Source organism: Streptomyces nojiriensis (assembly GCF_017639205.1).
GTDB classification, from domain to species: domain Bacteria; phylum Actinomycetota; class Actinomycetes; order Streptomycetales; family Streptomycetaceae; genus Streptomyces; species Streptomyces nojiriensis.
In genome coordinates, this window is sequence record NZ_CP071139.1 from 6,392,225 (window position 1) to 6,415,763 (window position 23,539).

22 protein-coding genes and 1 pseudogene are annotated in these 23,539 nt (G+C 64.8%); 20 read left to right on the forward strand and 3 right to left on the reverse strand.

What is annotated here, in order from left to right:
• The first annotated feature begins 91 nt into the window (after positions 1-91).
• The 11 genes and pseudogenes from JYK04_RS29890 to JYK04_RS29940 all read left to right on the forward strand — a co-directional run bounded on the left by JYK04_RS29890 (position 92) and on the right by JYK04_RS29940 (position 10,186).
• Positions 92-463: a YraN family protein gene (locus tag JYK04_RS29890; protein ID WP_189745554.1), complete on the forward strand. Its 372-nt coding sequence runs from the start codon at positions 92-94 to the stop codon at positions 461-463.
• A pseudogene (locus tag JYK04_RS29895) lies at positions 463-1,524 on the forward strand (YifB family Mg chelatase-like AAA ATPase); the annotation flags it as partial. The gene JYK04_RS29890 and the pseudogene JYK04_RS29895, both read left to right, overlap by 1 nt.
• 220 nt (positions 1,525-1,744) lie before the next feature.
• The gene (locus tag JYK04_RS29900) at positions 1,745-2,668 is read left to right on the forward strand and encodes a restriction endonuclease (protein WP_189745557.1); all 924 of its coding nucleotides are present in this window, start codon (positions 1,745-1,747) and stop codon (positions 2,666-2,668) included.
• A gap of 252 nt (positions 2,669-2,920) precedes the next feature.
• Positions 2,921-3,823, forward strand: a complete 903-nt coding sequence (locus tag JYK04_RS29905) for a DUF3825 domain-containing protein (protein WP_189745559.1) — start codon at positions 2,921-2,923, stop codon at positions 3,821-3,823.
• A 688-nt stretch (positions 3,824-4,511) separates the two neighbouring features.
• A complete protein-coding gene (locus tag JYK04_RS29910; protein ID WP_189745562.1) occupies positions 4,512-4,826 on the forward strand; it encodes a hypothetical protein in 315 nt (104 codons plus the stop codon).
• A complete protein-coding gene (locus tag JYK04_RS29915) occupies positions 4,826-5,200 on the forward strand; it encodes a hypothetical protein (protein ID WP_189745563.1) in 375 nt (124 codons plus the stop codon). Before JYK04_RS29910 ends, JYK04_RS29915 begins: the two co-directional genes overlap by 1 nt.
• A complete protein-coding gene (locus tag JYK04_RS29920) occupies positions 5,197-5,574 on the forward strand; it encodes a hypothetical protein (RefSeq protein WP_189745565.1) in 378 nt (125 codons plus the stop codon). The genes JYK04_RS29915 and JYK04_RS29920 overlap by 4 nt, the downstream gene beginning before the upstream one ends.
• Before the next feature lie 29 nt (positions 5,575-5,603).
• Positions 5,604-5,753: a hypothetical protein gene (locus tag JYK04_RS29925; RefSeq protein ID WP_189745567.1), complete on the forward strand. Its 150-nt coding sequence runs from the start codon at positions 5,604-5,606 to the stop codon at positions 5,751-5,753.
• Between the two features lie 294 nt (positions 5,754-6,047).
• Positions 6,048-8,225, forward strand: coding sequence for a type IV secretory system conjugative DNA transfer family protein (locus tag JYK04_RS29930; protein ID WP_189745569.1), 2,178 nt, complete (start codon positions 6,048-6,050; stop codon positions 8,223-8,225).
• Positions 8,222-9,007 (forward strand): replication-relaxation family protein, encoded by a 786-nt coding sequence (locus JYK04_RS29935; protein WP_189745571.1) that lies wholly within the window; start codon positions 8,222-8,224, stop codon positions 9,005-9,007. Before JYK04_RS29930 ends, JYK04_RS29935 begins: the two co-directional genes overlap by 4 nt.
• 282 nt (positions 9,008-9,289) lie before the next feature.
• The gene (locus JYK04_RS29940) at positions 9,290-10,186 is read left to right on the forward strand and encodes a J domain-containing protein (protein WP_189745573.1); all 897 of its coding nucleotides are present in this window, start codon (positions 9,290-9,292) and stop codon (positions 10,184-10,186) included.
• A 77-nt stretch (positions 10,187-10,263) separates the two neighbouring features.
• Here JYK04_RS29940 and JYK04_RS29945 read toward each other — a convergent pair whose 3' ends face one another.
• A complete protein-coding gene (locus tag JYK04_RS29945) occupies positions 10,264-10,485 on the reverse strand; it encodes a hypothetical protein (RefSeq protein WP_189745575.1) in 222 nt (73 codons plus the stop codon).
• Between the two features lie 631 nt (positions 10,486-11,116).
• On the opposite strand from JYK04_RS29945, the gene JYK04_RS29950 reads away from it, so the two are divergent.
• From JYK04_RS29950 to JYK04_RS29990, 9 genes are all read left to right on the forward strand, one after another.
• Positions 11,117-13,405 carry a type IV secretory system conjugative DNA transfer family protein gene (locus JYK04_RS29950; protein ID WP_189745577.1) on the forward strand — a complete coding sequence of 763 codons (2,289 nt, stop codon included), beginning with the start codon at positions 11,117-11,119 and terminating at the stop codon, positions 13,403-13,405.
• A 135-nt stretch (positions 13,406-13,540) separates the two neighbouring features.
• Complete coding sequence (locus tag JYK04_RS29955) at positions 13,541-14,413, forward strand: replication-relaxation family protein (RefSeq protein WP_189745579.1); 873 nt, start codon at positions 13,541-13,543, stop codon at positions 14,411-14,413.
• Complete coding sequence (locus JYK04_RS29960) at positions 14,414-14,707, forward strand: hypothetical protein (protein WP_189745581.1); 294 nt, start codon at positions 14,414-14,416, stop codon at positions 14,705-14,707.
• 136 nt (positions 14,708-14,843) lie between these two features.
• Positions 14,844-15,431, forward strand: a complete 588-nt coding sequence (locus JYK04_RS29965) for a hypothetical protein (protein ID WP_189745583.1) — start codon at positions 14,844-14,846, stop codon at positions 15,429-15,431.
• 26 nt (positions 15,432-15,457) lie between these two features.
• A complete protein-coding gene (locus tag JYK04_RS29970) occupies positions 15,458-15,688 on the forward strand; it encodes a hypothetical protein (protein ID WP_189745585.1) in 231 nt (76 codons plus the stop codon).
• The gene (locus tag JYK04_RS29975) at positions 15,670-15,891 is read left to right on the forward strand and encodes a hypothetical protein (protein WP_189745587.1); all 222 of its coding nucleotides are present in this window, start codon (positions 15,670-15,672) and stop codon (positions 15,889-15,891) included. Before JYK04_RS29970 ends, JYK04_RS29975 begins: the two co-directional genes overlap by 19 nt.
• Before the next feature lie 100 nt (positions 15,892-15,991).
• Positions 15,992-16,975 (forward strand): DUF932 domain-containing protein, encoded by a 984-nt coding sequence (locus JYK04_RS29980; protein ID WP_189745589.1) that lies wholly within the window; start codon positions 15,992-15,994, stop codon positions 16,973-16,975.
• Between the two features lie 81 nt (positions 16,976-17,056).
• Entirely contained in the window at positions 17,057-17,257 is a 201-nt protein-coding gene (locus JYK04_RS29985; protein WP_189745591.1) for a hypothetical protein, read from the forward strand.
• Positions 17,258-17,363: 106 nt separating this feature from the next.
• Entirely contained in the window at positions 17,364-18,935 is a 1,572-nt protein-coding gene (locus tag JYK04_RS29990; RefSeq protein WP_268254174.1) for a recombinase family protein, read from the forward strand.
• Positions 18,936-19,216: 281 nt separating this feature from the next.
• Here the strand turns inward: JYK04_RS29990 and JYK04_RS29995 are convergent, their stop codons facing one another.
• Together JYK04_RS29995 and JYK04_RS30000 are read right to left on the reverse strand one after the other, a co-directional pair.
• Positions 19,217-20,875 carry a UvrD-helicase domain-containing protein gene (locus JYK04_RS29995; protein ID WP_189745595.1) on the reverse strand — a complete coding sequence of 553 codons (1,659 nt, stop codon included), beginning with the start codon at positions 20,873-20,875 and terminating at the stop codon, positions 19,217-19,219.
• Positions 20,872-22,827 carry an ATP-dependent nuclease gene (locus JYK04_RS30000; RefSeq protein WP_189745597.1) on the reverse strand — a complete coding sequence of 652 codons (1,956 nt, stop codon included), beginning with the start codon at positions 22,825-22,827 and terminating at the stop codon, positions 20,872-20,874. Before JYK04_RS30000 ends, JYK04_RS29995 begins: the two co-directional genes overlap by 4 nt.
• Positions 22,828-23,539 lie beyond the last annotated feature (712 nt).

Sequence of the window (23,539 nt, forward strand, 5' to 3'; positions counted from 1 at the left end):
GTGAGGCGGTTGTCCACAACGGCCGGGCCGTCCACCAAGATCCACACGGTGGGCGCGGGCGCGGGACCGTCGGTGCCGGAGGTGGTGCCGGATGAACGCGAAGGGCGTGGCACAGCAGGCATTGGGGCGGTACGGCGAGGAACTCGCGGCACGGCGGCTGACCGAGGCCGGGATGACCGTGATCGCGCGGAACTGGCGGTGCCGCGGCGGCGAGATCGACATCGTCGCCCGGGACGGGGACGCGCTCGTCGTGTGCGAGGTCAAGACCCGCCGGGCGGGCGAGTTCGAGCATCCGATGGCCGCCGTGCGGCCCGCCAAGGCCGAGCGCTTGCGCACGCTCGCCGGGCGCTGGCTCGCCGACCACGGCGGACCACCCCCGGGCGGGGTGCGCATCGACCTCGTCGGGGTCCTGCTGCCGCGGCGCGGCGCCCCGCTGGTGGAACACGTCAGGGGGGTGGCCTGATGGGATTCGCGCGAGCCTGCTCGGTGGCCCTGGTCGGCGTCGACGGCGTGGTGGTCGAGGTACAGGCCGACCTGGAGCCCGGCGTGGCCGCCTTCACCCTGGTCGGGTTGCCGGACAAGACCCTGGTCGAGAGCCGGGACCGGGTACGGGCGGCCGTGGTCAACTCGGGAGCGGCCTGGCCGCAGAAGAAGCTCACGGTCGGGTTGAGTCCGGCCTCCGTACCGAAATCCGGCGCCGGCTTCGACCTGGCCGTCGCGGCGGCGGTGCTCGGGGCCGCCGAGGTGGTCGACCCGGGCGCGATCGCCGACCTCGTCCTGATCGGGGAACTGGGGCTGGACGGCCGGGTGCGCCCGGTCCGCGGGATCCTGCCGGCGGTCCTCGCCGCGGCGGAGGCCGGCTACCGGCAGGTGGTGGTGCCGCAGCAGTGCGCGGCCGAGGCCGCGCTCGTACCGGACGTCTCGGTCCTCGGCGTACGCAGCCTGCGCCAGCTCATCGCGGTCCTGACCGGCGGGGAGGTCCCCGAGGAGGAACCCTGCGACCCGCCCGGCAGGCCGGACCCGATACTGGCCGGACTGCTCGTCCCGGGGGCGGGACTGGGCACGGGCCTCGCCCGGGGCCGGCCCGGCCGGGAGGACGGCAGCGACTTCCCCGACCTCGCGGACGTGGCGGGGCAGCACACGGCGCGCCGCGCCCTGGAGGTGGCGGCCGCCGGAGGACACCACCTCTTCCTCAGCGGACCGCCCGGAGCGGGCAAGACCATGCTCGCCGAGCGGCTGCCCTGGCTCCTGCCGCCGCTCACCCGTCAGGATTCCGTGGAGGTCACGGCCGTCCACTCGGTCGCGGGAATCCTCCCGCCCGGCGAACCTCTCGTCGCCAGGCCGCCCTACTGCGCGCCGCACCATTCGGCGACCATGCAGTCGCTGGTGGGCGGCGGGACCGGGATCCCCCGGCCCGGGGCGGTCTCCCTGGCCCATCGCGGCGTGCTCTTCCTGGACGATGCGACTGACGGGCTATGCACCCTTCAGGCCAGACACGTCACCAGAGGGCGTCAGGTGGGCGTGTAGGCCAGCGTACGCCCCCTCCCGCTGGTGGAACTCAGACCCACCAGCGTTGAGCCCGCTACGCGCCACGTGAGCCTTCGTCCAGCTGGAGTAGCGCAGATCGCGGGTGACACGTCGGCGTACATGCCATGCCTGGCAGAAAGACTGTGCTGCCCCGATCAGATCGGTAAAATCACCTGATCGGGGCGTAGTTGCCCTTGAGGGGTGGGAGGGGCAGTCCATGCAGGCGCAGCGCATTCATCCTGGGGCGTATGGGGCTCTCATCGAGGCGCTGGCCTCCATCTACTGGTACAAGAAGGACCTCAAGAAGTTCATCCAGACTCGCGCGGCAGAGCACCCGGAGTTGCTGGTCGGCCTCGACTTCGACGGCTACAAGCGTGCTTTCGCCGAGGAGTTCGTCGACCGCCTCATGGCCGACGAGGAGCAGTACCGCGACCTCACCTTGACGATCATGCTCGAAGTGGCGCAGATGGACAGCTTCCTCAGCCTCAAGCGCCACCCTGACGCGGATGCCCTGCTGCCGGCAGCGCAGGAAGCGGTGGCAGCGCTCGGCACCTGGACCGACAAGTACCAGGGTCTCGTCGAGGAACGCGAAGCCCTGGCCGCCGAGCTGGCCGCCCGCCGCGCGCAGATTGAGGTCCAGCAAGGCTTCGCCGGGAAGCTCGCAGCGCTCAAGGATCAGTTCATGGAGCTGGGCAAGATGGAGAACCGGCAGAAAGCCGGACTCCTCTTCGAGCCCTTCCTCAACGAGCTGTTCCACCTCTTCGACCTGGAGCCGCGGCTGTCCTACGTGCTGAAGTCGGAGCAGATCGATGGGTCGCTCACCTTCGACACGGATGACTACATCATCGAGGCGAAGTGGTGGAAGGGACCGGTCGAGGTCGAGGACGTCGACAAGTTCGACGCCAAAGTGCGACGCAAGGGTAAGAACGCTCTCGGGCTGTTCATCAGCGTCAACGGGTTCACGTTCGGCGCCCGCGAGGAGTACGGCAAGCGGACCTCGTTCATCACGATGGATGGCGGTGACCTGTTCTGCGTACTGGAAGGTCGCATCGCCCTCGATGAACTCCTCCGCCGCAAGAAGCGTCACGCCAACGAGACCGGCCACTGCTACTTCCCGGCCCACGTGGCGTTGGCTGAATAGTTCGAAGAAGAAGTACGGCCACGTGCCAGAGATGCCAGTGAAAGTGTTCCACTTCGTCGCCGAAGCGGCGATGCACCACATCGGCATGGCGGCCGATATCGAAGAACGGTTGCCCCGGCGTCATCCACATCACCTAGCATTCAGGTTGCGGCCCCTCCAAGCCAGGAGTAGCGTCGAAAGTTGAGGTGTGCGAGAAACGCTCCTAAAGAGACATTTCACGGCGCAACCACACCGCTAGGGAGGTGTGCGCCAATGGGCGAATCCCATGCCGACACGAAGCCTGTTAGCCCAGTCGGCAAGGTGCTCTCGCCTAGAACGAGAGATATAAGCAGCTTCAAGGGATTTTGCTTCCTTTCCCGCGAGTACAGATACCAGAGGCTTTTCCGTCTTAGCCAGCTGGCACCTGAGCCATGGGAATACACGAACTCCGAAACCGATGAAGCTCTGCCTATCTTGAGTCGGTATGTAGACTTCACGTTTCGGAGGATTAAGGAGCAGAACCGGATTGCCTGCAGTCCTGACGGCAACTGGGCCTGCTTCCACACCGGACTCCTAACCCCGCTCTACCGGCCAATCTATGGCCTGTTTCAAAAGAGTCAGAAAGGCAAGGAGCCTTGGTACCTCAAGCGATTCACTACCGATGAGGATTCCGACCTGAAGCACTTCGCGGAGCTTCCCAAGCGGGCGACGTACTTCGAGAATCCAGCCGACCTGATCTATGACACCTCCTTTAGGCTGGTACTAACAGATCACTCGCTGATTGATCGAGCGCACCGGTTCCCGCCAAGTTTCCAGGGAGTTGGCGAAGAGATTGAGGCCAAGCGGTGGCGCGCTTTCAATGAAGCGGCCAAACATGCAGAATTTCGCGTTGAGCAATCATACAAGACAGCGGTGCCGCAGTACTATTGGCCTGGCCCAGGCAAGCCAGGTGTATTGCAACTCTTGCTACCCATCTGTATGGAGACCAGTACCCAAGCCGACTTTGCTCTCCCAATCCAGCGCGACGGTCAGACCTACAGGGCATACACGGTCTTGGAGCTCGACTGGGCTTATGGGAATGCCCGACTAATTGCTAAGCCAGATTCGGAATGGCTCCAGCCGCAAAAGTGGCCGCCCGTGCCTAATTCGGACGTCCCCACAGGTGAGGTAATCTAAGTCGCAGTTGACGAAATGCGCCAATTGTGCTAATGTCCATTGTGTGGTGTTGGTAAACGCCATGCACCTGTCTGCATAAAAGTTGCACGAACCGTTTCATGGTGCATGTACTGGATAGTGATTCGCGAAGGCATTAGCTGATTCCGACCCGAGGTCATCGTGCGCCTCGCCGGCTTTGATCAACTAGCGCTTCGCGCCCCCTCTTCTTGAGCCGACTTCGGTTGTGCAAGAAGAACTGCAAGACCCGCGCTGAGAAAGTGTTACCCGCGAGGCCAGTCCTTGCCTTCAACGGTCGTTGAGCTTCAAAACCCCTGTCCCCTTACCGGGGACGGGGGTTTTCCCTTACCCCCGAACCCTTGACGTCACCACCCTGGTTCGTCTAAGTTAGTCAGTCCCCGTCAGCGACGGGTCTGCCGAGCGCAAGATCGTTTGCCCTCCTATCTCACTCAAGTTCCGTGAGGCCGCCCACTCTGGGCTACCTCCTTGAAGCTGAGAGACAGGAGGGCTTCGTCATGTACGGAGACCGTTTGCCGCAGGTCAGGCGCAACGCACCGTCGCCGCTCAGCCGAGCCGATCGGGAGTTGTCCCGCCGCCTGGATCAACTGCGCGCGGAAGAAGCACTGGCTAAGACCGAGGCGTGCGGCCTCCAGGCTCTGCGCGCGATCGTCAGCGGCGGGATGGAACGCCGATGAGCGACTTCCGTCCTGACCACCGTATGCCTGCCACCCCGTGGGGCACTCGCCGAGCGGCGGACGTCCACAACGCGGCCATCCAGGCCCAGAAGGAAATGAGGGAGCAGCTGCGCTTCGCGAAGACCATGCGCGAGCGCGCTGGCAACCGGGCCCACAGGGCCGTCGAGGCCGTCGTGGACAGTGTCGAGCGCCGCGTGAGGTTCCTGAAGATCATCGCCGAGGGCGATCCGGCCGTTAACCGTCTGCTGCACAACATCGAGGTCGAGGCCGCCTGGCTTCGCCGCGCGATCGAAGCCGGAGGTGCGGCCTGATGACGATCGTGCCCCTGGGCAACAACCGGCCGGAACGCCGCCCGCGGACCCGCGCGGAGAAGCATGAGCTGCGGGTGGCGGAGCTCCGCGCCGACGTCGCCCACATCAATGCCCAGACGGCAGCGGAAGTGGAGCTCATTCGAGCTGCGGGTCGCGCCCAGCTCCACCTGGAGCGGGCCCGGTTCACGCGCACGCTCACCGGTGAGGTGGCTGAGCAGTACGAGGCCCTGCACCGCGAGATCGCTCGCATCCAGCAGAGCAATCCTGACGACCTGGGCCTGGCCCTCGGCCTCGCCGAGATCCTGGACGAGGGTCGGCAAGCGCTGCGCAGCGTCATCCAGGACCACGTGCGCGACGGTCGGAGGCTGTCATGAACGTCTTCGGCGACATCATCTCGTGGATCTTCGCCAGCCCTCTGAACTTGATCACCACTTTCGTCGGCTTGATCATCTCGGCGCACCTGCTTCAGGACTGGCCAGGCTTCTCGTCTACCAGCCAGCGGTCCGAGCGCCGGGCCGAGCGACTCGCCGCGATGGAGGCTGTCCGAGACGCGACGTACAACGCAACCCGCCGTGCAGCCGAAGCCCGGCAGTACGTGACCCGCGAACTGGCCGAGGCTAGTCGGCTCGCCCGACGTCGTCGGGCCGAGGTCCGTCAACAAGCCGCGAAGACTATCGAGAAGGCGCACAAGCTCGCGTGGCTGTTCGAGGAGGTCAAGGAACGTCCCCAGGACAGGGGCCGTAAGTGAGCAGCCCGCCGAGCCGTTGGACGACAGGCATGGTCCTCTTGATCGTCGGCATGGCCGTGGCGCGGTCACTGGTGGTCTCCTTGGCGCCGGTGCTGCCGTGGCTCGTCATCGGCCTGGTCGGTGGCGGAGGGCTGGGGGTGATCGTGCTGTTGCTGTTCCGCAGGAGCAGCCGGTGGTAGAGCTCTTCGACATCGCCGAGTGGGTGCGCCGTAGCAGGGCAGCCCAGGCTCTGCCCGAGAAAGTGCTCGACCCGGCAACCGTCGCCCGACTGGCAGAGCTAGTGCATCTGGCCCTGGAGACGGAGCAGACCCGTCGCTCTGAACGCCGAATGAGCCAGACGCCCGTAAGGGCATGTGGATGCCCCGACTCCCACGCGGAGGACGGCAACCGCCACTGATCGACCTATTCAGCGTCGGGGCAGTTCGCGCTCCGGCGCCTTTTCATTCTCGATCTTCAACAACAAGGAGAAGCCTTTGGACCTTCAGACTTCGGCCGATCGCGGTCGCCGCACGTACCTCGTGTTCTTCCCCCATGATCTCCACCGCGATGCGGTACTCGCGGTCCTCCGGGCCCTCTACGGCCCCGTGCGTCCGTCACTGCTCAACGGTGATAGCACCGTCGCTCTTGAGGTTTACGCCGACGTACGCGGCATCAAGTTCTTCATCAGCCTGACCGGCAACGTCACGACGGGTATGGACAACCTTCTCCAGACCCACCTGGCTGGCGCCACCGTCGCGCCGGTTGACGGCATCGACGACCTCATGGCCACGACGCCTTGGTCACGAGTCGTAGAGGTCGGGACATCCACCGCCCACGCGCCGCTGCGGATCGCGTCGTCGGCAGCAGTCACAGCCGGCCTGCTCAGCTGCTTTACGAGCCTGAGGAACAACGAAGCCCTCGGCCAGCAGTGGATCATTACCGCGGGTCGGCCGCAGGGCACGCCCCCCAACCGGATGTGGCCCCGGCCGCCCATCGACGAGACCGCGTTCAAGCAGAAGAACACCGACGCTGTCTTCCTGGCGGTCGGCCGGATGGCAGCCCGTGGCGCCGGCGCACGGGCTCTCCTTGGCCGGCTCCAGGCCCACTACAGCAGCCTGCGCACGCACGGCGTGTCCGTGAAGAAGCGGCGGTTCGTCCGGTCAGTGACCGCTCGGAAGCGGCTCCATTCCAGGGCCGGCCTGCTGGCCTACCCCGCCACTCTCAACGCGGCCGAGCTCTCCGCCGTCATTGGGTGGCCGTTCGGAGCGCCCCAGGTCGCCGGTCTGGCACTCGGCCACTCTCGCAGGCTGGCCCCGAGCTACTCCCTGCCCCGACAGGGGCTGGTCATCGGGACGTCGAACTTCCCCGGTGACATCCGGCCCCTGGCCATCGCCTCCGAGGACCGGGCCGCCCACACCCTGATCGTCGGCCCTACCGGTACTGGCAAGAGCACCTTGATCGAGAACCTGATCACCGCCGACATCCGAGCCGGCGCGGGTCTGGCCTACATCGACCCCAAAGGTGACTCTGTCCGACGCATCCTCGACGCCATACCGCGTGAGCGCCTGGCCGACGTCTTGCTGTTCGACGTCACCGACCTTGAGCGGCCCATCGGCTTCAACGTGCTGGCTGGAGAACGCGCCGACCGGGTGGCCGGTCAGCTCATGCTGGTCTTCGACAAGCTCTTCGGCCTGGCGATCCACACCCCTCGTGCCTATGACGTGTTGCGCAATACCCTCATGACACTCGCTGAGTGCGGCTACACCGTGATCGAGGTGCCACTCGCCCTCCTGTCAGGTCCCCGAGGTCAGGCCTTCCGCGACACCCTGACCGGCCAGCTGCGTAACCCTGAGCTGCTGGACTTCTGGCGGTGGTTCGACAGACTCAGCAGCCGTGAGCAGTCCGAGACCGGCGCCCCCATCACCCGGCGCCTGCGTCCCTTGCTCCTCTACCCCGAGCTGCGGGCGACGTTCGGACAGGTCCAGTCCGGCCTCGACCTGGCGGCGGCCGTAGCTCAGCGCAAGATCGTGCTCATTCCGCTCAACAGCGCGCAGCTCCACGAGGAAGCCACCCTCGTCGGCACGCTGTGCCTGAACGCCCTGTGGAACGTCATCCAGGTCAGCGAGCGGGCTGAGAACTTCGGGCTGTACGTCGATGAGTTCCGCGACCTGATCAACCTGCCGATCTCCTTCGGCGACATGCTCGCCAAGGCCCGCGGCCACCGCCTCCCGATCACCTTGGCCACCCAGGACGTCAGCCGTCTGACCGATGGCTTGCGCAAGGACGTCATGAACAACGCCCGGACGAAGATCTTCTTCCAGCCGGCGGCTTCGGACTTGTCGCTGTTGGGCCAGGAACTGGGCGGCATGGCGACCGCGGCCGACCTGGCCAACCTTGGCCCGCGCGAAATCATCGCCCGCATCTGTGTCGATGGCGTGGCGACCCCGCCGGTCACCGGCCGGACCCACCCACCGCCTGCACCTGTCGGGCTAGGACAGGCCGCCAAGAGCGCTTCCCGTTCCCGCTACGGCCGGCCCCGAGCCGAGGTCGAGGCGGAGATCGGCGAGCGGCTGAGGCTGGCGACACGGCGGGTGGGTCGTACGACCGGAAACGGGACCGCCCTCGAGCCGACTCCGCCGGAGCAGATCGGCTGGGAGGACTGGGACCTGTGAGCATCACGATGAGGTACCTTAACCAGCTGGCGCCGCAGCTCACGGCCCGAGACCTGGCCATTATCTACGAGGTCGGTCGCTTCAAGATCATGACCGGCGGCCAGTTGGAGCGCCTGTTCTTCGCGGACTGCTCCGACACCAGCCGGGCCCGGAACCGCCAGGCCGTGTTGCGCCGTCTGACCGAGCACCGTGTTCTCGCCCGTGTTGGAGAGCGGCGGGTCGGCGGTGCCCAGCGTGGCTCTGCCTCGTTTCTCTACGCGCTCGATGTTGCTGGTCAGCACCTGAGCCAGGGCATCAGCACGCGACCGCGGAAGCCGTACTCCTGGTACGAGCCGACGATCGCGCACTTCCTCGCCATCGCCGAGCTGTACGTCATGTTCCGAGAGGCCGACCTGTCCGGGCTGTTCTCGCTGCTCGACTTCCAGACCGAACCGTACTGCTGGCGCACCTTTGGCCAGCGAACCCTCAAGCCCGATGCCTTCGCGCAGATCGGGATCGTGCTGCCCGATGGCCGGCGACGCAAGGGCAGCTTCTTCATCGAGGTGGACCGGGCCAACCAGTACGGCGCGAAGATCGAGACGAAGATGCCGCAATACGTGGCGTACTACCAGCACGACCGTCTTGCCCAGCCCGAGCGAGCCTTCCCGCGCATCGTCTTCCTGGCCCCCAGCCAGCAGCGTGCCGGGTACCTCAGCCGACTCGTCCAGGGCCGGCCGGAGGTTCGCCAGCTCTTCTCCGTTGGGCTGCTGGAGGACCCGATAGCGACTCTGTTGCGGTTTTAGGGCCGACGGGGAGACGCCAGAACGTCCCGGATGGCCTCACGGGCCTCCTCAACGCTTCTGGCCATCCGGTCGGTCACCAGGCCATCGGGCGGCATGGGGATGAACCCCCGCACGAATAGTTCGCTGCTGGGGCGGTGAAGCTGAAGATTTCAGTTCTATTCGATACAAGCCGGGCTTTTGCGCCTAATGGTTGGCTTAGCGTGGCAGTTGCTGTGTTATTCGCCGAAATCCTTAGCTGGAGCAGGTGGCTGGACGAGCACTCTGTGGTCTGCGAGGTACCAGGTGTGGCGACCACCAACCGATGATCTGTACGCCCTGCTTGGCGTGCCGCCGGATGCCGACCGAGCAACCATCCAGCGCGCCTGGCGCAAGCGGATGCGCCACATCCACCCCGACGGCCGGCCCGAGCACGAAAAGGACCTGGCGCACCAGGAAGCGGCCAGGCTCAACGACGCCCTGCACATCCTGACCAACAGCTCCAAGCGGCTGGACTATGACCTGAGTCGGCGGCAATCAGCCGCCGGCGCCAACTCGGCCAGCGAGAATGGGTCAGCTCGACCTCGCCCCGAGCCACCTCCACCACCACGGGTCGTCGTGGTCAATCCACAGGTGGTGGATTTCGGGTCGGTCGTAGTTGGCGAGATACCACCCGACCAGGTCGTGACCGTCTGCTTCAGCGACGGATCGACCATCCGCTACGCGTGGGTACTGAAAGACCGCGGAGACTTCTGGCAGGTGGTCGAGCCGCAGCCGTATCGCGACGTCTCAGCGGTGACGCTACGGCTCCGGGCCCGGCCGATGGCGGCGCACGATGGGCTGGGTACCCGCCAAGACCGACTCCGGCTCATGGTCGACGATCTCATCGTCATGGTGCCGGTCTGCATCAACGAGGTGGAACCGGCTCCACCTCCTCCTCCACCACCACCGAGGCCTACGCCACCCCGACGTCCCGCCCCGCCACGGCCTACGCCACCCCGACGTCCCGCCCCGCCACGGCCTACGCCACCCCGACGTCCAGCGCCGCCACCGCAGCAGCCGCCCGCGCCGCGGCTGACGCTTGAGACCTGGCGCAACTTCCGGCTGACGTGCCTGGGCCTGTTCCTGTTGCTCAGCCTTCTGTTGCTGTTGGGCGCCATCTTGTTCAGCGCCATCTACGCGCTGCTGCACGCGGCCCCCTGAGGTATTGCACCCTTCAGGTGCCCGTCGCCAGCCGAGACCGCCGCCCAGGTGCGCCTCTTTAGATTTATGTGTCGTAGTTAGCGGCTCAGGAGGATGAATCCGAGCACTGCGGAAAGCACTAGCAGCGTTCCGAAGTGGCGGACCAGCTTCATCGCCCACGTGCTCCAGGCTTGCGGCTTGACCTGAGGCTGATGCAGTTCACGCAGTGGCCGGGATTTCATCACCAGCCGTGCCTGCATTGCTTGGAAGCTCACCGCATCGATGATCTCGCCAGTTTCCATATCGACGTAACGCTTCATGATGACTCGGTCCTCCTGCTAACTACGAGACCGACACGGGCCAGTAGGAGACGCCGTCACGGTGGAGCGCCCGCACCCGAGAGCTAAGCAGCGGAAGGGAAGGACGAACGACCTTGACGGCATAGGCGACGACTGGCTGACGATCGGCGAGTAGTTAGCAGGAGGACCGGAGGTTATCCGGGGAAGAATCAGTCGTCGTCGCAGCTCAGCGCCATGATGGTCCCGCTCGACACGTAGGCCGATGCGTACGCCGGCGCGTAGGCCGCAGCAGTCCGTGCGGGGCCGTGCGGGGTCGGCGCTGGGCCATCCCACCTCGGCTGGGGGCATTCGTAAAGGCTGTCGCTAATTAGTCCGATCGCGGCGGAATCAACGCGCCAAAAATGCAACCCAAAAGCCCACTCGCACCAGATGTAGAACCTTAAAGTAATTGACTTTTCGGCTCTACCGTGCTATAATTGATTGGTGAAGTTGCAATGGATCTACTTGCGCTTCTCATAACCGCCACCAAATTCGCATAGGCGGATTTTTGTGGCCAAGGGGGGTGGATGCTTCGTGAAGCACCACGCAATCACTGGCCCGTCTCGGCCGTAGGTGTCCCTTATGCGCTGCCTCCGCACACTGGAGGCCGTCCATGAGCGACAGTACAAGGCTTGTCGCAAGTGCCGCGCTCTTCAGCGCCACCATCGCAATCATTCTCTTCTTGCGCTTTCGCGACCAGCTAACCCGAGACACGGCCCGAGTAACGTACCGGCTCGCCTTTCCACGTGACCTGACCATTGGGCAGGTGACGGCCTTCCTGCACGCCCTGACCCGGCTGCGGCCGTCTCGCGGGTGGCTCTTTGGCCGCGACACCGTCGTGTTCGAGTCGGTCGGATGGCCCGGCCGCATCGAGCACCGGCTCCGGCTACCCAAGCATCAGGCGGACGTGCTCCTGCGCCAGCTGCGCGGCATCGTGCCCAGCCTGCGCGCCACCCTGATTGACATTCCGATCCTGCCCCCGGCCCGGTGGCTGCGACGTATCCGCCTGACCACGACCGCCCGGCCGTTACGCACGGATGCCCCAGAGGCGTTCACCACCGGCGTGCTCAGTGCCCTGCAACCACTGGCACGAGACGAAGCCCTCGTCTACCAGCTGGTGGTCTATCCCGTCCGGACGCCGCAGCTGCCGCTAGCAAGACAGCGCACCTCGGGCTCCGGCCTGCTACCGCCCTGGCTGCAAAACCTGAGTCGGTGGCTAACGGCCACACCGCCCGCGACTCTGGACAAGCAGGCCGCCGCTGACTTCAAAGCCAAGACGGCCGAACCGTGGTTTGCCGTCGTCGGGACCGTCGGCGCAGCGGCCAGCGACCGGCCGCGGGCTCACCTCTTAGTCGGCCGGCTCATGGCCTCGCTGCACCAGCTCGACCAGAACGGTGCGGCCCTGGTGCCACGCTGGCTGCCCGATCGGGCAGCGGACTGGCTGGCTCGAGGTGCCACCGGCAACACCGTGGCCCCGGTCTACGTCAACGCCCGTGAGGCCGCCACGATGCTCGGTTGGCCGCTGGCCGGCCCCACGATGCCGGGCCTGGCCCTAACCGGCAGCCGATCGTTCCCGCCTGTGCCCGACCTGCTGTCGTACGGACGCATCCTCGGGACCGCCACCTACGACGGTCTGCAACGCAGCATCGCGGTGTCGGCCACCGACGGCCTGATGCACCAGCTGGTCACCGGCCCGACCGGGTCCGGCAAGTCCACGCTGCTGCTGGGCGAGATTGCCCAGGACATCCAGGCTGGCCGGGGTGTCATCTTGCTCGACCCTGGTGGCGACCTGGCCCGTGACGTGGCCGACCGCATCCCCGAGGCACGCATCCGCGACCTGATCTACCTCGACGCCAGCGACGACCGGCCGGTGGGCATCAACCCGCTGGCCTGCTCCAAGGACGACGCCGAGCTGGTGGCCGACCAGGTCATGGAACTGATCAAGGCCAACGCTGACAGCTGGGGTCCCCGTCTGGAGGAAGTGCTCAAGGCCGTGCTGGTTCTGTTGGCAGCGACCCCCGGCATGACGCTCGTGGAACTGCCCGCCGTCCTGACCGACGAGGTCTTCCGCGCCTCACTGCTGTCCCGACTCGATCCCGCCTTCGCTCCGACTGTGGGAGCCTTCTTCGCCCGCTTCAACAGCTGGAGCGAAGGTGAGCGCGGGCAAGCCGTCTCGGCCGTCATCAACAAGATCTCGCCGCTGACCGACCGGCGACAGCTGCGCGCCATGCTCGGACAGGCCAAGCCCGCCTGGACCATGCGAGAGGTCATAGAGCAGCGCAAGATCCTGCTCGTGGCCTTGCCGTCCGGCCTGGCCGGCTCCTACGCCGTCGATCTGCTCGGCGGCCTGTTGATCAGCATGGTCTGGAACGCCGCCATGCGCCGTGCCGCTGTCACTCGCGACCAACGTCAGCTGACGTTCCTCTACATCGATGAGGTAGGCCGCTTCCTGCGCAGCGGGGCTGACCTGACCGACATGCTAGCCCGCGCCCGCGGCCACTTCCTCGGCATCATCGCCGCTCTCCAGCACATCACCCAGGTACCGCCGAATCTGCGTGCCGCCTTGCTGAGCGAGGCCCGCACCAAGGTCGTCCTCCAGCCCGGTCCTGATGACGCCACCACCCTGGCTCGTGCTCTTGGGCCGCAGGTGAAGCCGGAGGACCTCCTGACGCTGGAGCCGCGGACCGCGGTGGCCGCCATCGTTGCGAACGGCCAGGTGAGCCCGCCCGTCAGCATCGCCACCAACCCGCCGCCTGAGCCCGCTGGCTTCGGCGACCAGGCTCGGGCCGTCTCCCGAGCTGCCTACGGCCGAGACCGGGCCGAAGTGGAGCAGGAGATCGCCGTCCGACGCGAAGCCGGCAGGCCCCGCAGCGGCGCTCGCGGAGCCCGGCCCGACCAGTGAGCCTGTCACCAGACCTGTCGTCATGTGGCACGAGTTGCCTGCCCATTTTCCCTGCTCAGAACGCCTTTTAACCCATCCCCGTGTATGAATCTCTACCCTTTTCCGTACACATCTTTTAAACGGAGCCCTACCGCTATGCCTCCGCCCACCCGTCCCTTCACCGGTGGCCGTCTCGCCCAGCTGGCCGTCGCCCTGACCCCTCGTGAGCGCCAGTTCCTCGCCGAACTCGCCACCCTCCACGTCGCCACGACGGCCCAACTTGGCCGTCTCGTGTTCGGTGAATGCAAGCCGACCACGACCGCCCGCCTGGGCCAGCGGCATGCTGAACGCCTGGTCCGGTTCAACCTGATCCAGCGCTACGCCAACCGCTCCCGGGACCGCAAGGTTGGGGCACCGGGGTATGTGCTCACCCTGACCGAGGCTGGCTGGTCCCTCAGCGGGGCGGATACTGCCGCCCGCCAACGCCAGCGCCGCAGCTGGATGCCGTCCGACGCCTTCCTTGCCCACCGTCTGGCGATCTCGGAGCTGTACGTCCGTCTGACTGAGCAGGGCCGCGACGGCGGCCCGACGCTGCGAGAGTTCCAGGCCGAGCCCGACAGCTGGCGGCGCTACCTCGGTCTGGGCGATGAGCCCCTGGTGGCCAAACCAGACGCCGTGGTGCGCCTGGTGACGGGTGGCCTGGAGCTGTCCTGGTTCGTGGAGATCGACCGGGGCACCGAAGGTCAGCGTCACATCGTCGACAAGTGCGAGGCCTACCGCCGCTTCGAGCTGTCCGGCGTCGAGCAGCAGCGCTTCGGCATCTTCCCCGGTGTCATCTTCATCGTCCCGACCGATGCCCGTCGCCAGGCGGTCCAGCGCGTCATCGACCGGCAGACGGCAGCGGCCCGCGGCTTGTTCGTCGTCACCACGGAGGCCGACATGTTGACCGCCCTCGCCTCACCCATCACGTCAGTCTGCACAACTGAATACGTCCAGCTCGAATCAACCAATGAAGAAGGATCCCGGTAGATGACCACATCAGCAAAGCGAGAGGCGCTCATGGGCGCAACCGACATCGTCGCGTACTACTACGGCGAGAAGACCGTTTGTCCGGATTGCGCAAAGGACCTGGCTGCCCCGTATTACCTCATCGACAGCCCGGAGAGCTTCACCACCGAGCAAGTGCTCGATGAAGCGGCCAAGACTGCAGGGATCAACCGCAACGACGAGGACAGCTACACGTCGTACGAGTTCCCCAAAATCCTCTACGCCGAAGACTTGGTCGACGGCGAAACCTGCTTCGTCTGCGACTGCACGTTGTGACCGTGGTGGCAGACGTCCACTCGACCAGCCGCCGAGGGCTTCCCGGCTGGTCGGGCGGGCGTCTGCCCGAAGGGCTTGGCACTGAGCCTCACCGCTGAAATCAGTGCTTGTTCTTATCTTCGGAAGGGAGTCAGCCATGTCTGACCTCACCACCGAAATGCTGCGGACGATGGAGCCGCAAGACCTGGCCGCGCTGCTGCCGGCCCCTGTCCAGATCGGCGACTCGAACGCAGTCGTCCTCCGGGTCGCTGACCCCGACTGGATCGAGGTCTACTTCGCCGGGCGCATCATGGCGTACGGCACCAAGGTGCTGGAGATCCAGCCCATCACCGACCCGGTGGTGCGCGAGGCCGCTCTGCGTGAGGCCGTGGAGGCCCTGTCCATCTGCCGGCGCATCGCCATCGAGGCGCACGCCGAGCAGCGTCAGGCCCACGCCACCAAGCTGAACGCGATCCGTGACTACGCCATCGAGGTGCACGAGAACGGCTCAATCTGCCGCGACGGGCTGGACAGCTTCCTGTCCACGTTCGAGCTCGAGCCGTACGCGACGTCCGTCAAGGTCAGCTACATGATCTCCGGCAGCTACGAAGTCGATCATGGCGACAAGGCCGCTGCTGAGGAGGACGCCCTGAAGTACCTCCAGCCCGACCTGTCGGGCCTGGACGACGTCGATGGTGAGACCTCCACTTACGAGGTCTCGGATATCGACGTCTCGGACGTGTAGCCCAGTTCCCTGGCATCCCAGCCGCAATGATCAAGATGGAGGCGGCGCAGGCCGCAGTCGAGGCGTACGTGGACCAGTTCCCCGACGGCGACGCCGAGCACACCGACCCGATCGAGACGCAGATCAGCGACCTGCTGGCCGATCTGTTTCACCTGGCAGCGGCGGAGAGCCTGAACCCAGATGTCCTGATCGAACGGGCGCTGATGCACTTCTACGCCGAGCAGGCGGAAGGGCCGCCATGGCCACCTACACGGTGACCGTCGCGGGGCGAGAGCGCTACGACGGCGAGGAGCCATACACCTACGTCATCGAGGAGGACCAGGCGATCAATGCCGTCCTCCGGGTGATGGCACATCATCGCTGGGAGAACGAGGACACCGACGTGATCCCGATCTCCGTGTTCACCGGCGAACCAGGGCCGAACTGCGGCTACTGCTGGAACGAGCTGAGGGAGACCTGACCTGGCCAGGCCATCGCACCTTTCACATCCAACCCAACAGGCAGTCCACGCGTCGCGTGGGCTGCCTTCCTCATGTCCGAACTGATCAAGGGAGGCGGCTATGTCTGCCAACGTTGAGTCGATGTTCTCCGTCAGGGAGATGCCCTGGCACCGTGAGGGGCTGGTCCTGGACCAGCACCCCAAGACCTGGGACGAAGCCCGGCACCTCGCCGGCCTGACCTGGGACCCGATCACCGAATCCGTCTACGAGCTGGTCAGCACCGACGGGCACGGCAACCCGCTGTACCGGCCCATCGAGGGTTGGCAGCGCATCGCCAGGTCTGACACCAGCGCCACGTTGTGGATCAACCGGGACTCGTACGCGGTCATTGACCACGGTGAGATGGGCGAGATCGTGGAAGCCGTTCTGGCTCAGCCGAACGTCCAGTGGGAAACCGCCGGCTCCCTCGATGAAGGCCGCTCCGTCTGGTGCCTGGCCCTGCTGGACGAGCCCATCGTCCTGCCGGGCGACGACAGCCCGACGCTGCCGTATCTGGCCATCACCAACCGACACGGCCAACCGGGCGGCTGCACGCTCAGAGCTACCGCGGTTCGCATCGTCTGCGCCAACACCTTCCGCGCCGCCGAACTCGAAGGCGACCGCACCGGCACCACCTTCTCCTTCATCCACAAGCCGGGCTGGCGCAACCGCGTCGTCCAAGCCCGAGAGGCTGTGACTGACGCTCGCCAGGAGATGCGTGCCTACGAGGCGCTGGCCACTGAACTGCTCGGCATGTCCGTCACCGCCCAGCAGCGTGAGCTGTTCGTGAGGGAGTTCATCCCTATGCCGCCCAACGGCCTCGTCACCGACCGCGTCGCCAACAACGTCGAGGAGGCCCGCAAGGCCGTCCGCACCATCCTGGCTTCCCCGACCACTGCACCGGTCGCTCACACCGCTTATGGCCTCGTCCAGGCCGCAGGCGAGTACCTGGACCACGTCCGACGGTCCCGCACCTGGGAGACCAAGCTCAACCGGACGCTCATCAGGCCGGAGCCGCTGAAGGCCCAGGCGCTCAAGCTGGTACGAGAGGTGGTGCGCGCCTGACTCTCTTGACGCTCAAATCTGGCCCGGACCGGCTTCTGCTGGTTCGGGTCTTTCTCATCCAATAATCGAGGGTTTTTTGTCATGTCAAACAATGCGCGGACTCAAGCTCAGCGACTGGACGAACTCCAGTCCATCCTTCTTGAAGACTATGGCCAAGACTTTGATCTGGCGGAGGTTACGGAAATTGCCGATTGGCTCGGACGGTTCTACACCGCCCTAACCAAGCTCGGTGTGCAACGTCGAATAGCTGAGCATGAAGCCGCCAATGTTGATAACTCTTGACTGGCCCCAGGAAGGTCGCATAATAGCTGGGCGGGGAACCCATTAACTATCCGGCACTGTCGGAGAAGGAGGTTCTACGAGTAAGAATTTAAAACGAGCTGTCATCCTGGTCAGGGTGTCGAGCAAGGAGCAAGAACAAGAGGGTTACTCGCTGCAAGCCCAGGAGCGCTTCCTGCGCGACTACTGCGAGCGCGCTGGTTTGAAAGCTATTAAGCCGTTCCATATTTCCGAGACGGCGTCGAAGGTCGATCAGCGCAAGACGTTCAACGAGACCATGGTCTACCTGAAGAAACACCAAGTCTTGCACTTCGTCTGCGAGAAGGTGGATCGCCTACTGCGAAACTTCAAGGACACGGTCATGGTGGAGGAGTGGCTGGAGGGCGACGACACGCGCCGACTGCACTGCCCCAAGAACTCGCTCGTGCTGCACAAGAACTCGTCTTCCCAGGACAAGTTCGTCTGGGGCATGCACGTGGTGGTAGCTAAGAACTACACCGACAACCTGAGCGAGGAAGTGCGCAAGGGTCAGTTGGAGAAGCTACGCCAAGGCTGGTTTCCGGCGGTCCCACCGCCCGGCTACGAGAACGTGCTGGACGGCGGTAAGCGGGTCCAGAGGGTCGTGCCGGCTGTTGCACCGCTCGTGGTTGAGATGTTCAAGCTCGCCAAGACGAAGCGCTTCACGGTGAAGTCCTTAGCACGGGAGATGACCAAGCGCGGGCTGCTGATCGACGGCAAGCCGATCAAGGGCGACCGAGTCTTCCGGATGCTGCACAACCCCTACTACATCGGCGTGATCCGGTGGAACGGCAAGCAGTACCCCGGCAGCCACGAGCCGATTGTCTCGGTGGATCTGTTCGAGCAGGTGCAGCGCACGCTGTCTCGCAGCGCCACGCAGATTCAGCACTACCGCAAGCACCATCCGTTGTTTCAGGGGTTGGTCACGTGTGCGGCCTGCCAGGGCCTGCTGGTCTGGGAGACTGCCAAAGGTCACTGGTACGGCAAGTGCCCCAAGCCGCGGTCGTGCAGCCGGCGGCGCTTCGTCCGGCAAGAGGCGATCGAGGAGCAGCTGGCCGGGGCCTTAAGTCGGCTCAAGGCCCCACAGCCTCGCCTGACCGCGTGGCTCAAGAACGAGCTTGAGGCCGGCCTACGGTCCCAGCTCTCTCTGCAAGAGGCCGCTGCGGAGGGGCTCAAGCAAGAAGAGGGCCGCATCCAGGCCAAGCTGACCATCCTGTACGACGACCGCCTCGAAGGGCGGATCAATGCCGGTGAGTACGACCTGAAAGCGATCTCGCTTCATGCCCAGCAAGCCGACGTTGCCCGGCAGCTCAAGGCACTGGGAGCGGAAGACACGTCATACCTTGGCACTGCCTTCAGCTTCGTGGAGATGACACAGCAGGCAGCCGATGAGTTCACGAAATCCACGAACGGCGACCGCAAACGCGAGTTGATTACCGAGCTGTTCGACAAGCTCATTCTGGACGGCGTGCAGCTCCAGCCGCAGTACAATCCTCGTGCTACCTGGCTACTGGAGGAAATCCTGCCGATGGCAGGCTCCGGTAACAATAAATTCGGACAGGGCGATTCCGGCTCTAGGGAGGCGAAAAAAGCCCCTGCTGGGGCTCCTCGTTACTCTTGGCTGGCCGTCGCTAACAGTATTCGTACCCTGTTTGAACGGTAATATCAATAGATAACGCCTGACGCATAGCTCTAGGGCGGCCGATCCCTTCCAGTTTTCCCCGCCTGGAAGGAGGGTCGGGTGCGGGCCAGCTGGCAGCCAAGTTTAGAACCGACTGCCGAGAAGAGATTTTAAGGCTTCAGCAAGATGAAATCTTTCAATCACTGGCGTCCACGTTTGCTTTCGCTGCCCTCTGGAGTATGGCTGGACGAGCTGCTACCGCCGGCGGCGTAGCGGTTCTAGTCCTCGAGGAGGACTAGAACGCTCGGGCCTGAGGACGGGCTCTAGTCTTCGTGGGCGAAGTCCAAGAACCGTTGGTGCGGCGTACGCGACTCGTCCCACCTACCCGTGGCTCCTTCTGGCCGATCGCGGTGCTTGGTCTGAGTCAACACCAGATGTTGCTTCGCGCGGGATACCGCGACGAAGAACTCCGACACCTGCGCCGTGGGTGGGCCCCAGAAGAGCTGCTCCTCGACCCCGAGGACCACGACCTTCTCGAACTCCAGGCCCTTGCACTTGTGGATGGTCAAGATCCGGATAGCGTCGACTTCGGACAGGCGCCGGAGCGCCTGTACGGCGTCCCCGTCAACGGCAAGCTCCCGGTCGAAAGCATCAAGCGCCTGCTCGATCAGATCGTCGAGCCGGGTGCCCTGCTGGTACCCGGCTGACAACGCGGTCAGCTTCGGCGTTGACACCAGTTGCAGGAACTCGTGGACGACGGCCCTCCATACAGCGGGCTCTCCCGTCCTGAACGTGGAGCCGCGCACGATCGATCGGCTTTGGCTGACCATCCGCTTCAGCTGGCCATCGAAGCGCGATGCCTCCTCGTCAGACGCGCTCGATCGGTTGGTGATCCTCATGAGTTCGGCGTACGCGTCGGGTTGCCTGTCGTCGGCGATCACGCGAATGAAATTAAATACGAGCGCAGCTACTGGTTCCGCGGTGAGGTCCTGGCGGACCTGCTCGTTGCGGAAGGCGATGCCGCAGCGCGTGAGTGCGCTGCCAAGCGCCGCCGCAACCAGGTGCGGCTGCTGGCGTACGAGGATGGCGATCTCGCTCGGTGGCGTGCCCTCGCGGAGCCAGCCGTCGATCATCTCCGCCAGGGCCTGCGCCTCGTCGTGTTCGGTGTCGAAGCCGAGCACCTCGATGACGCCGGCGTCTCCGATCAGCTCCTCGTCGGGACTGACCGCTCCAGAGTCCATCTGAGCGATCATTCGGTTCTGCATCCGTCTCAGGCGGGGTGCGGAGCGGAAGTTCTGGTAGAGAGGCAGCGGCTGGGCCGAGAAGTCGTTGGCGAAGGTTTGTAGTACTCCATCCAGTGCGCCGGCCCAGGCCATGATTCGCTGCTTGGTGTCGCCGACTGCCGTCAGGACGGCCGGTGCCTGGCCGAATGCAGCCTTGATCAGTCGGTACTGCTGCCCGGTGCAGTCTTGGAATTCGTCGAGGAAGACGTGGCTATAGGTCTGGCGGATGCCTCCTCGGGCATACGCGTTGGTCTCGATGATCTCCAACGCCAGGGGCACGAGATCGCCGAAGGTGATCTGCTCGCCCTCGATCCGATCGCGATCGACGATCCGGTAGTCCGAGTTGAGGGCGTTGGTTCCGGTCAGTGCGGGCCGGAAATTGTCGATCAGGCGCTTGGCGAAGGCATGGAAGGTGAAGCTGTCGAATCTGGCCGCGAGCCGCGCACCAGAGCGACGGCGAACGCGCTCTCGCAGGTTGCGGGCGGCGTCGACCTTGAACGAAACCGCCAGGATCCTGCGCGGGTAGGGGCACTGTCCGGTGCGCAGCAGGAAGTCCGCCCGTTGGGCGAGCAGCTCGGTCTTCCCGGCCCCTGGCCCCGCGGAGACGACCACGTTCCTGTCCGACATGGTGACGGCCGACAAGGCGTTGGGTTCGAGGACGAGGCCGTCGACAGGGTGCCACTGATCGGGGTGGATCATTCCGGCAGCTCCGCCAGGTTCGTGCGGACGTACTCGACCAGTCGGGCGAGGACATCTGGGAGGCCCTCCAGCAACTGCTGATCGTTCAAGTCGGCGAGAGCGGCCAGGTGGGCGGCGGGTTTGCTACCGAGATTGAATATGCCGTGGTATTTGCCGAAGAGCGCGCGGACATCGCCAGAGAGGCGTTCCTCGTGCACGTGCTTCTTGCCGAGCACCGCCACGACGGTGGCCTCCTCCGGCTCAGCTGACGTGCCCGGTTCGGTAGGGCTGACGCCGAAAGCGTCGGGGTAGGCCGCCAGCAGCATCAGGTCAAGGTCGACCGGGTGGGAGAAGAAGACCCCGCGCCCCTCCAGCGACTCGACAGGGCCGTGCCCGTCCTTGAAATCGGGGCCCACGAGCGTTGGGAAGTCGCAGTCGTCATTCCACTTGGGGAGTTTGTTGATCTGCTCTTCTGTGTAGGTGTCCGGATGAACGGTGTTGATCTGCTTCAGTGCGTTACGCACCCGCCCCCACCCGCCCTGGTGACGGCCGGCGTCGAGGTCGAGCAGTGTCGCGTGCGGGATCTGCAGCTCGTCGAGCAGGCGCCAGAAGTGGTTGACGTGCCGGCCTCCCAGGGGGACCACCGACACGGATGCGTCGTCCGCTGTAATGCCGGCTGCCGCCAGAACACGGGGCAGGACGACCTGCTCGCTGTCGCCCTCGCCGAGTACGACGAACCGCGAAAAGTACAGCTCGGGGTAGGCCTGCACCGCCTCCCGCACGTACTTGGCCGCCAGGTTCTCGTCCTCGGGCAGGACGATGCGGTGGACGGTCGTCTCCCGGGCAGCGTTCAGTCTCAGGAAGCGGATCGCATGGGGGTCGACACGGCGCAGGAGGGTGGGCGCATGCGTGGCGATGAGGGACTGCACATCGCCGTGTGCGCAGGCATCGCGCAGTTGGCGGATGATCCGGCCGAGGTACTGCGGCGCAAGGCTGTTCTCGGGTTCCTCAAGCGCGATGATGGTGTGCACGGGCGGGCGCAGGCGGTCCGCGTCGAGCGAGGTCTCCTCGCCGGTGAGGACTCGCCGGGCCAGGGACTGCCATGCAAGCACAAGCGAGATGTAGAGCAGGGACTTCTGTCCGTCGCTTAGCCGTTCGTAGGGGAGAGGTGCACCATCGTGGGTGGGTGAGAACGTCACGGTGAGCAGCCGCAGTACACCTTCCAGTTCGCCTCGGCCGAAGGCGATCGAGGGATCCTTGAAGTAGGCGCCGCGGTGGAGACTGTGCCACTCCTTGGTCAGCCGAAGGCCAAGGCTCGCTACTGTGGTGTTCGCTACCAGCAACGCGGTGATTTGAGCAGTGAGGCCGCTCAGCGTCTCGCGTTCCGTCTTCCAGTCAGCGGCTCGAAGGGTGCGACCGATGAGCGAGGCCGTCGTGAACGAGAGATGGTCGGCGGGGTCCCGACGGGCCGGAAGGTAATGCACCTCAATGTGCCTACGGTCATACCGTGGCATGTCGGCTTGGCGCGTAGGTTCCCCCGACGCATCTGCCTCCAGCACGTACTCGATCTTCTCGTCGACGACACCGTCCGGGGCCAGCGAGGCTGTTAGCCGGACGCGGATCCGAGGGACACCGTCTGCGCTGTCGATCGCCATGTGCGAGAAGTACGGTGAAACCGATGCATGCTCCCCGTCGGCTCCTGCTTCCGGGAACTCGACATCCACCTCCAGCCACAACGTCGGATCCCCGGCTTGCAACTCGCCCGCGGGTTGGCCGACGGGCACATGGAAGTCCTCAAGGCGGATCTTGCGCTGAGCCTCCAGGGGGCTGAATAGCCGTGACAGCGCCTCAAGGACAGCGGTCTTACCTGAGCCGTTCGGACCGAGGACATACGTCAGGTCATCGAGATCGATTGCCGTCGGCTTCGAACCAAAAGACTGGAAGTTATTCAGCCGCAACGTCGTAATCTTCACCGGCTCTGCTCCCCGTTAAATCGTGCCTACTATTTTACACAAAATTAATCACCTACACCATGCTCCGCATAGGGCAGCCATTGTGTACTTTGGCACGTGATCCTCAGAGCGTGCAGGCGAACTGGCCAGTAACAGAGAGTTGACTTAGGTACGTTGAGTGGTCGCAGCCTCGTCAAAGTCACAACTAGACTCGCCTGCACAGGACTTGGATGGCCCTGAGCCGTGGTGTGCAGTGGCGGCTCCGCCTGCCGTCATCGCAGGTCATTTGAACTCGTAGGCAGCGCAACGGGTTTGCTGCTGGCGGAGCATGGGCGGCCAGACTCGGGTGATGGCTCCGAGGGGGGGATTAATCCACGACCGGAAACCGGGAGGTCGGCCTGTTTGATCAAGGGGCCGGCTGGCATCCAAGTTTAGAACCGACTGTCGAAGCGAGATTGAGCGAATCGGTCGAGACTCTGATCTGCGCGAATTATTGGCAGTGGATGATGTTCGAACTGCCCTAGAGGAAATATAGACAGCATCGATCTGCCGTATTGGGGTGCACTCGGAGGGCTGAGAAAATGATCCGAGGCCGACCACCGCGAGGGCAGGGCAATCCTGGCGCAGCCGCTTGCTGAACCTCCGTTGCCGCAGCCAGCGTCGAATACCAGATCATCCGTATCCACCGGCGCCTCAACGACGAAGGCTCGGCAGGGGTCGTACTGCGGCCCTC

Bases quoted from the DNA above. Each gene is read 5' to 3' on its own strand.
- JYK04_RS29915 (WP_189745563.1), top strand. From the start codon at position 4,826: ATGACGATCGTGCCCCTGGGCAACAACCGGCCGGAACGCCGCCCGCGG.
- JYK04_RS29970 (WP_189745585.1), top strand. From the start codon at position 15,458: ATGATCAAGATGGAGGCGGCGCAGGCCGCAGTCGAGGCGTACGTGGAC.
- JYK04_RS29900 (WP_189745557.1), top strand. From the start codon at position 1,745: ATGCAGGCGCAGCGCATTCATCCTGGGGCGTATGGGGCTCTCATCGAG.
- JYK04_RS29910 (WP_189745562.1), top strand. From the start codon at position 4,512: ATGAGCGACTTCCGTCCTGACCACCGTATGCCTGCCACCCCGTGGGGC.
- JYK04_RS29975 (WP_189745587.1), top strand. From the start codon at position 15,670: ATGGCCACCTACACGGTGACCGTCGCGGGGCGAGAGCGCTACGACGGC.
- JYK04_RS29955 (WP_189745579.1), top strand. From the start codon at position 13,541: ATGCCTCCGCCCACCCGTCCCTTCACCGGTGGCCGTCTCGCCCAGCTG.
- JYK04_RS29980 (WP_189745589.1), top strand. From the start codon at position 15,992: ATGTCTGCCAACGTTGAGTCGATGTTCTCCGTCAGGGAGATGCCCTGG.
- JYK04_RS29995 (WP_189745595.1), bottom strand. From the start codon at position 20,875: ATGATCCACCCCGATCAGTGGCACCCTGTCGACGGCCTCGTCCTCGAA.
- JYK04_RS29920 (WP_189745565.1), top strand. From the start codon at position 5,197: ATGAACGTCTTCGGCGACATCATCTCGTGGATCTTCGCCAGCCCTCTG.
- JYK04_RS29985 (WP_189745591.1), top strand. From the start codon at position 17,057: ATGTCAAACAATGCGCGGACTCAAGCTCAGCGACTGGACGAACTCCAG.
- JYK04_RS29960 (WP_189745581.1), top strand. From the start codon at position 14,414: ATGACCACATCAGCAAAGCGAGAGGCGCTCATGGGCGCAACCGACATC.
- JYK04_RS29950 (WP_189745577.1), top strand. From the start codon at position 11,117: ATGAGCGACAGTACAAGGCTTGTCGCAAGTGCCGCGCTCTTCAGCGCC.
- JYK04_RS29965 (WP_189745583.1), top strand. From the start codon at position 14,844: ATGTCTGACCTCACCACCGAAATGCTGCGGACGATGGAGCCGCAAGAC.
- JYK04_RS29890 (WP_189745554.1), top strand. From the start codon at position 92: ATGAACGCGAAGGGCGTGGCACAGCAGGCATTGGGGCGGTACGGCGAG.
- JYK04_RS29945 (WP_189745575.1), bottom strand. From the start codon at position 10,485: ATGAAGCGTTACGTCGATATGGAAACTGGCGAGATCATCGATGCGGTG.
- JYK04_RS29925 (WP_189745567.1), top strand. From the start codon at position 5,604: ATGGTCCTCTTGATCGTCGGCATGGCCGTGGCGCGGTCACTGGTGGTC.
- JYK04_RS29905 (WP_189745559.1), top strand. From the start codon at position 2,921: ATGGGCGAATCCCATGCCGACACGAAGCCTGTTAGCCCAGTCGGCAAG.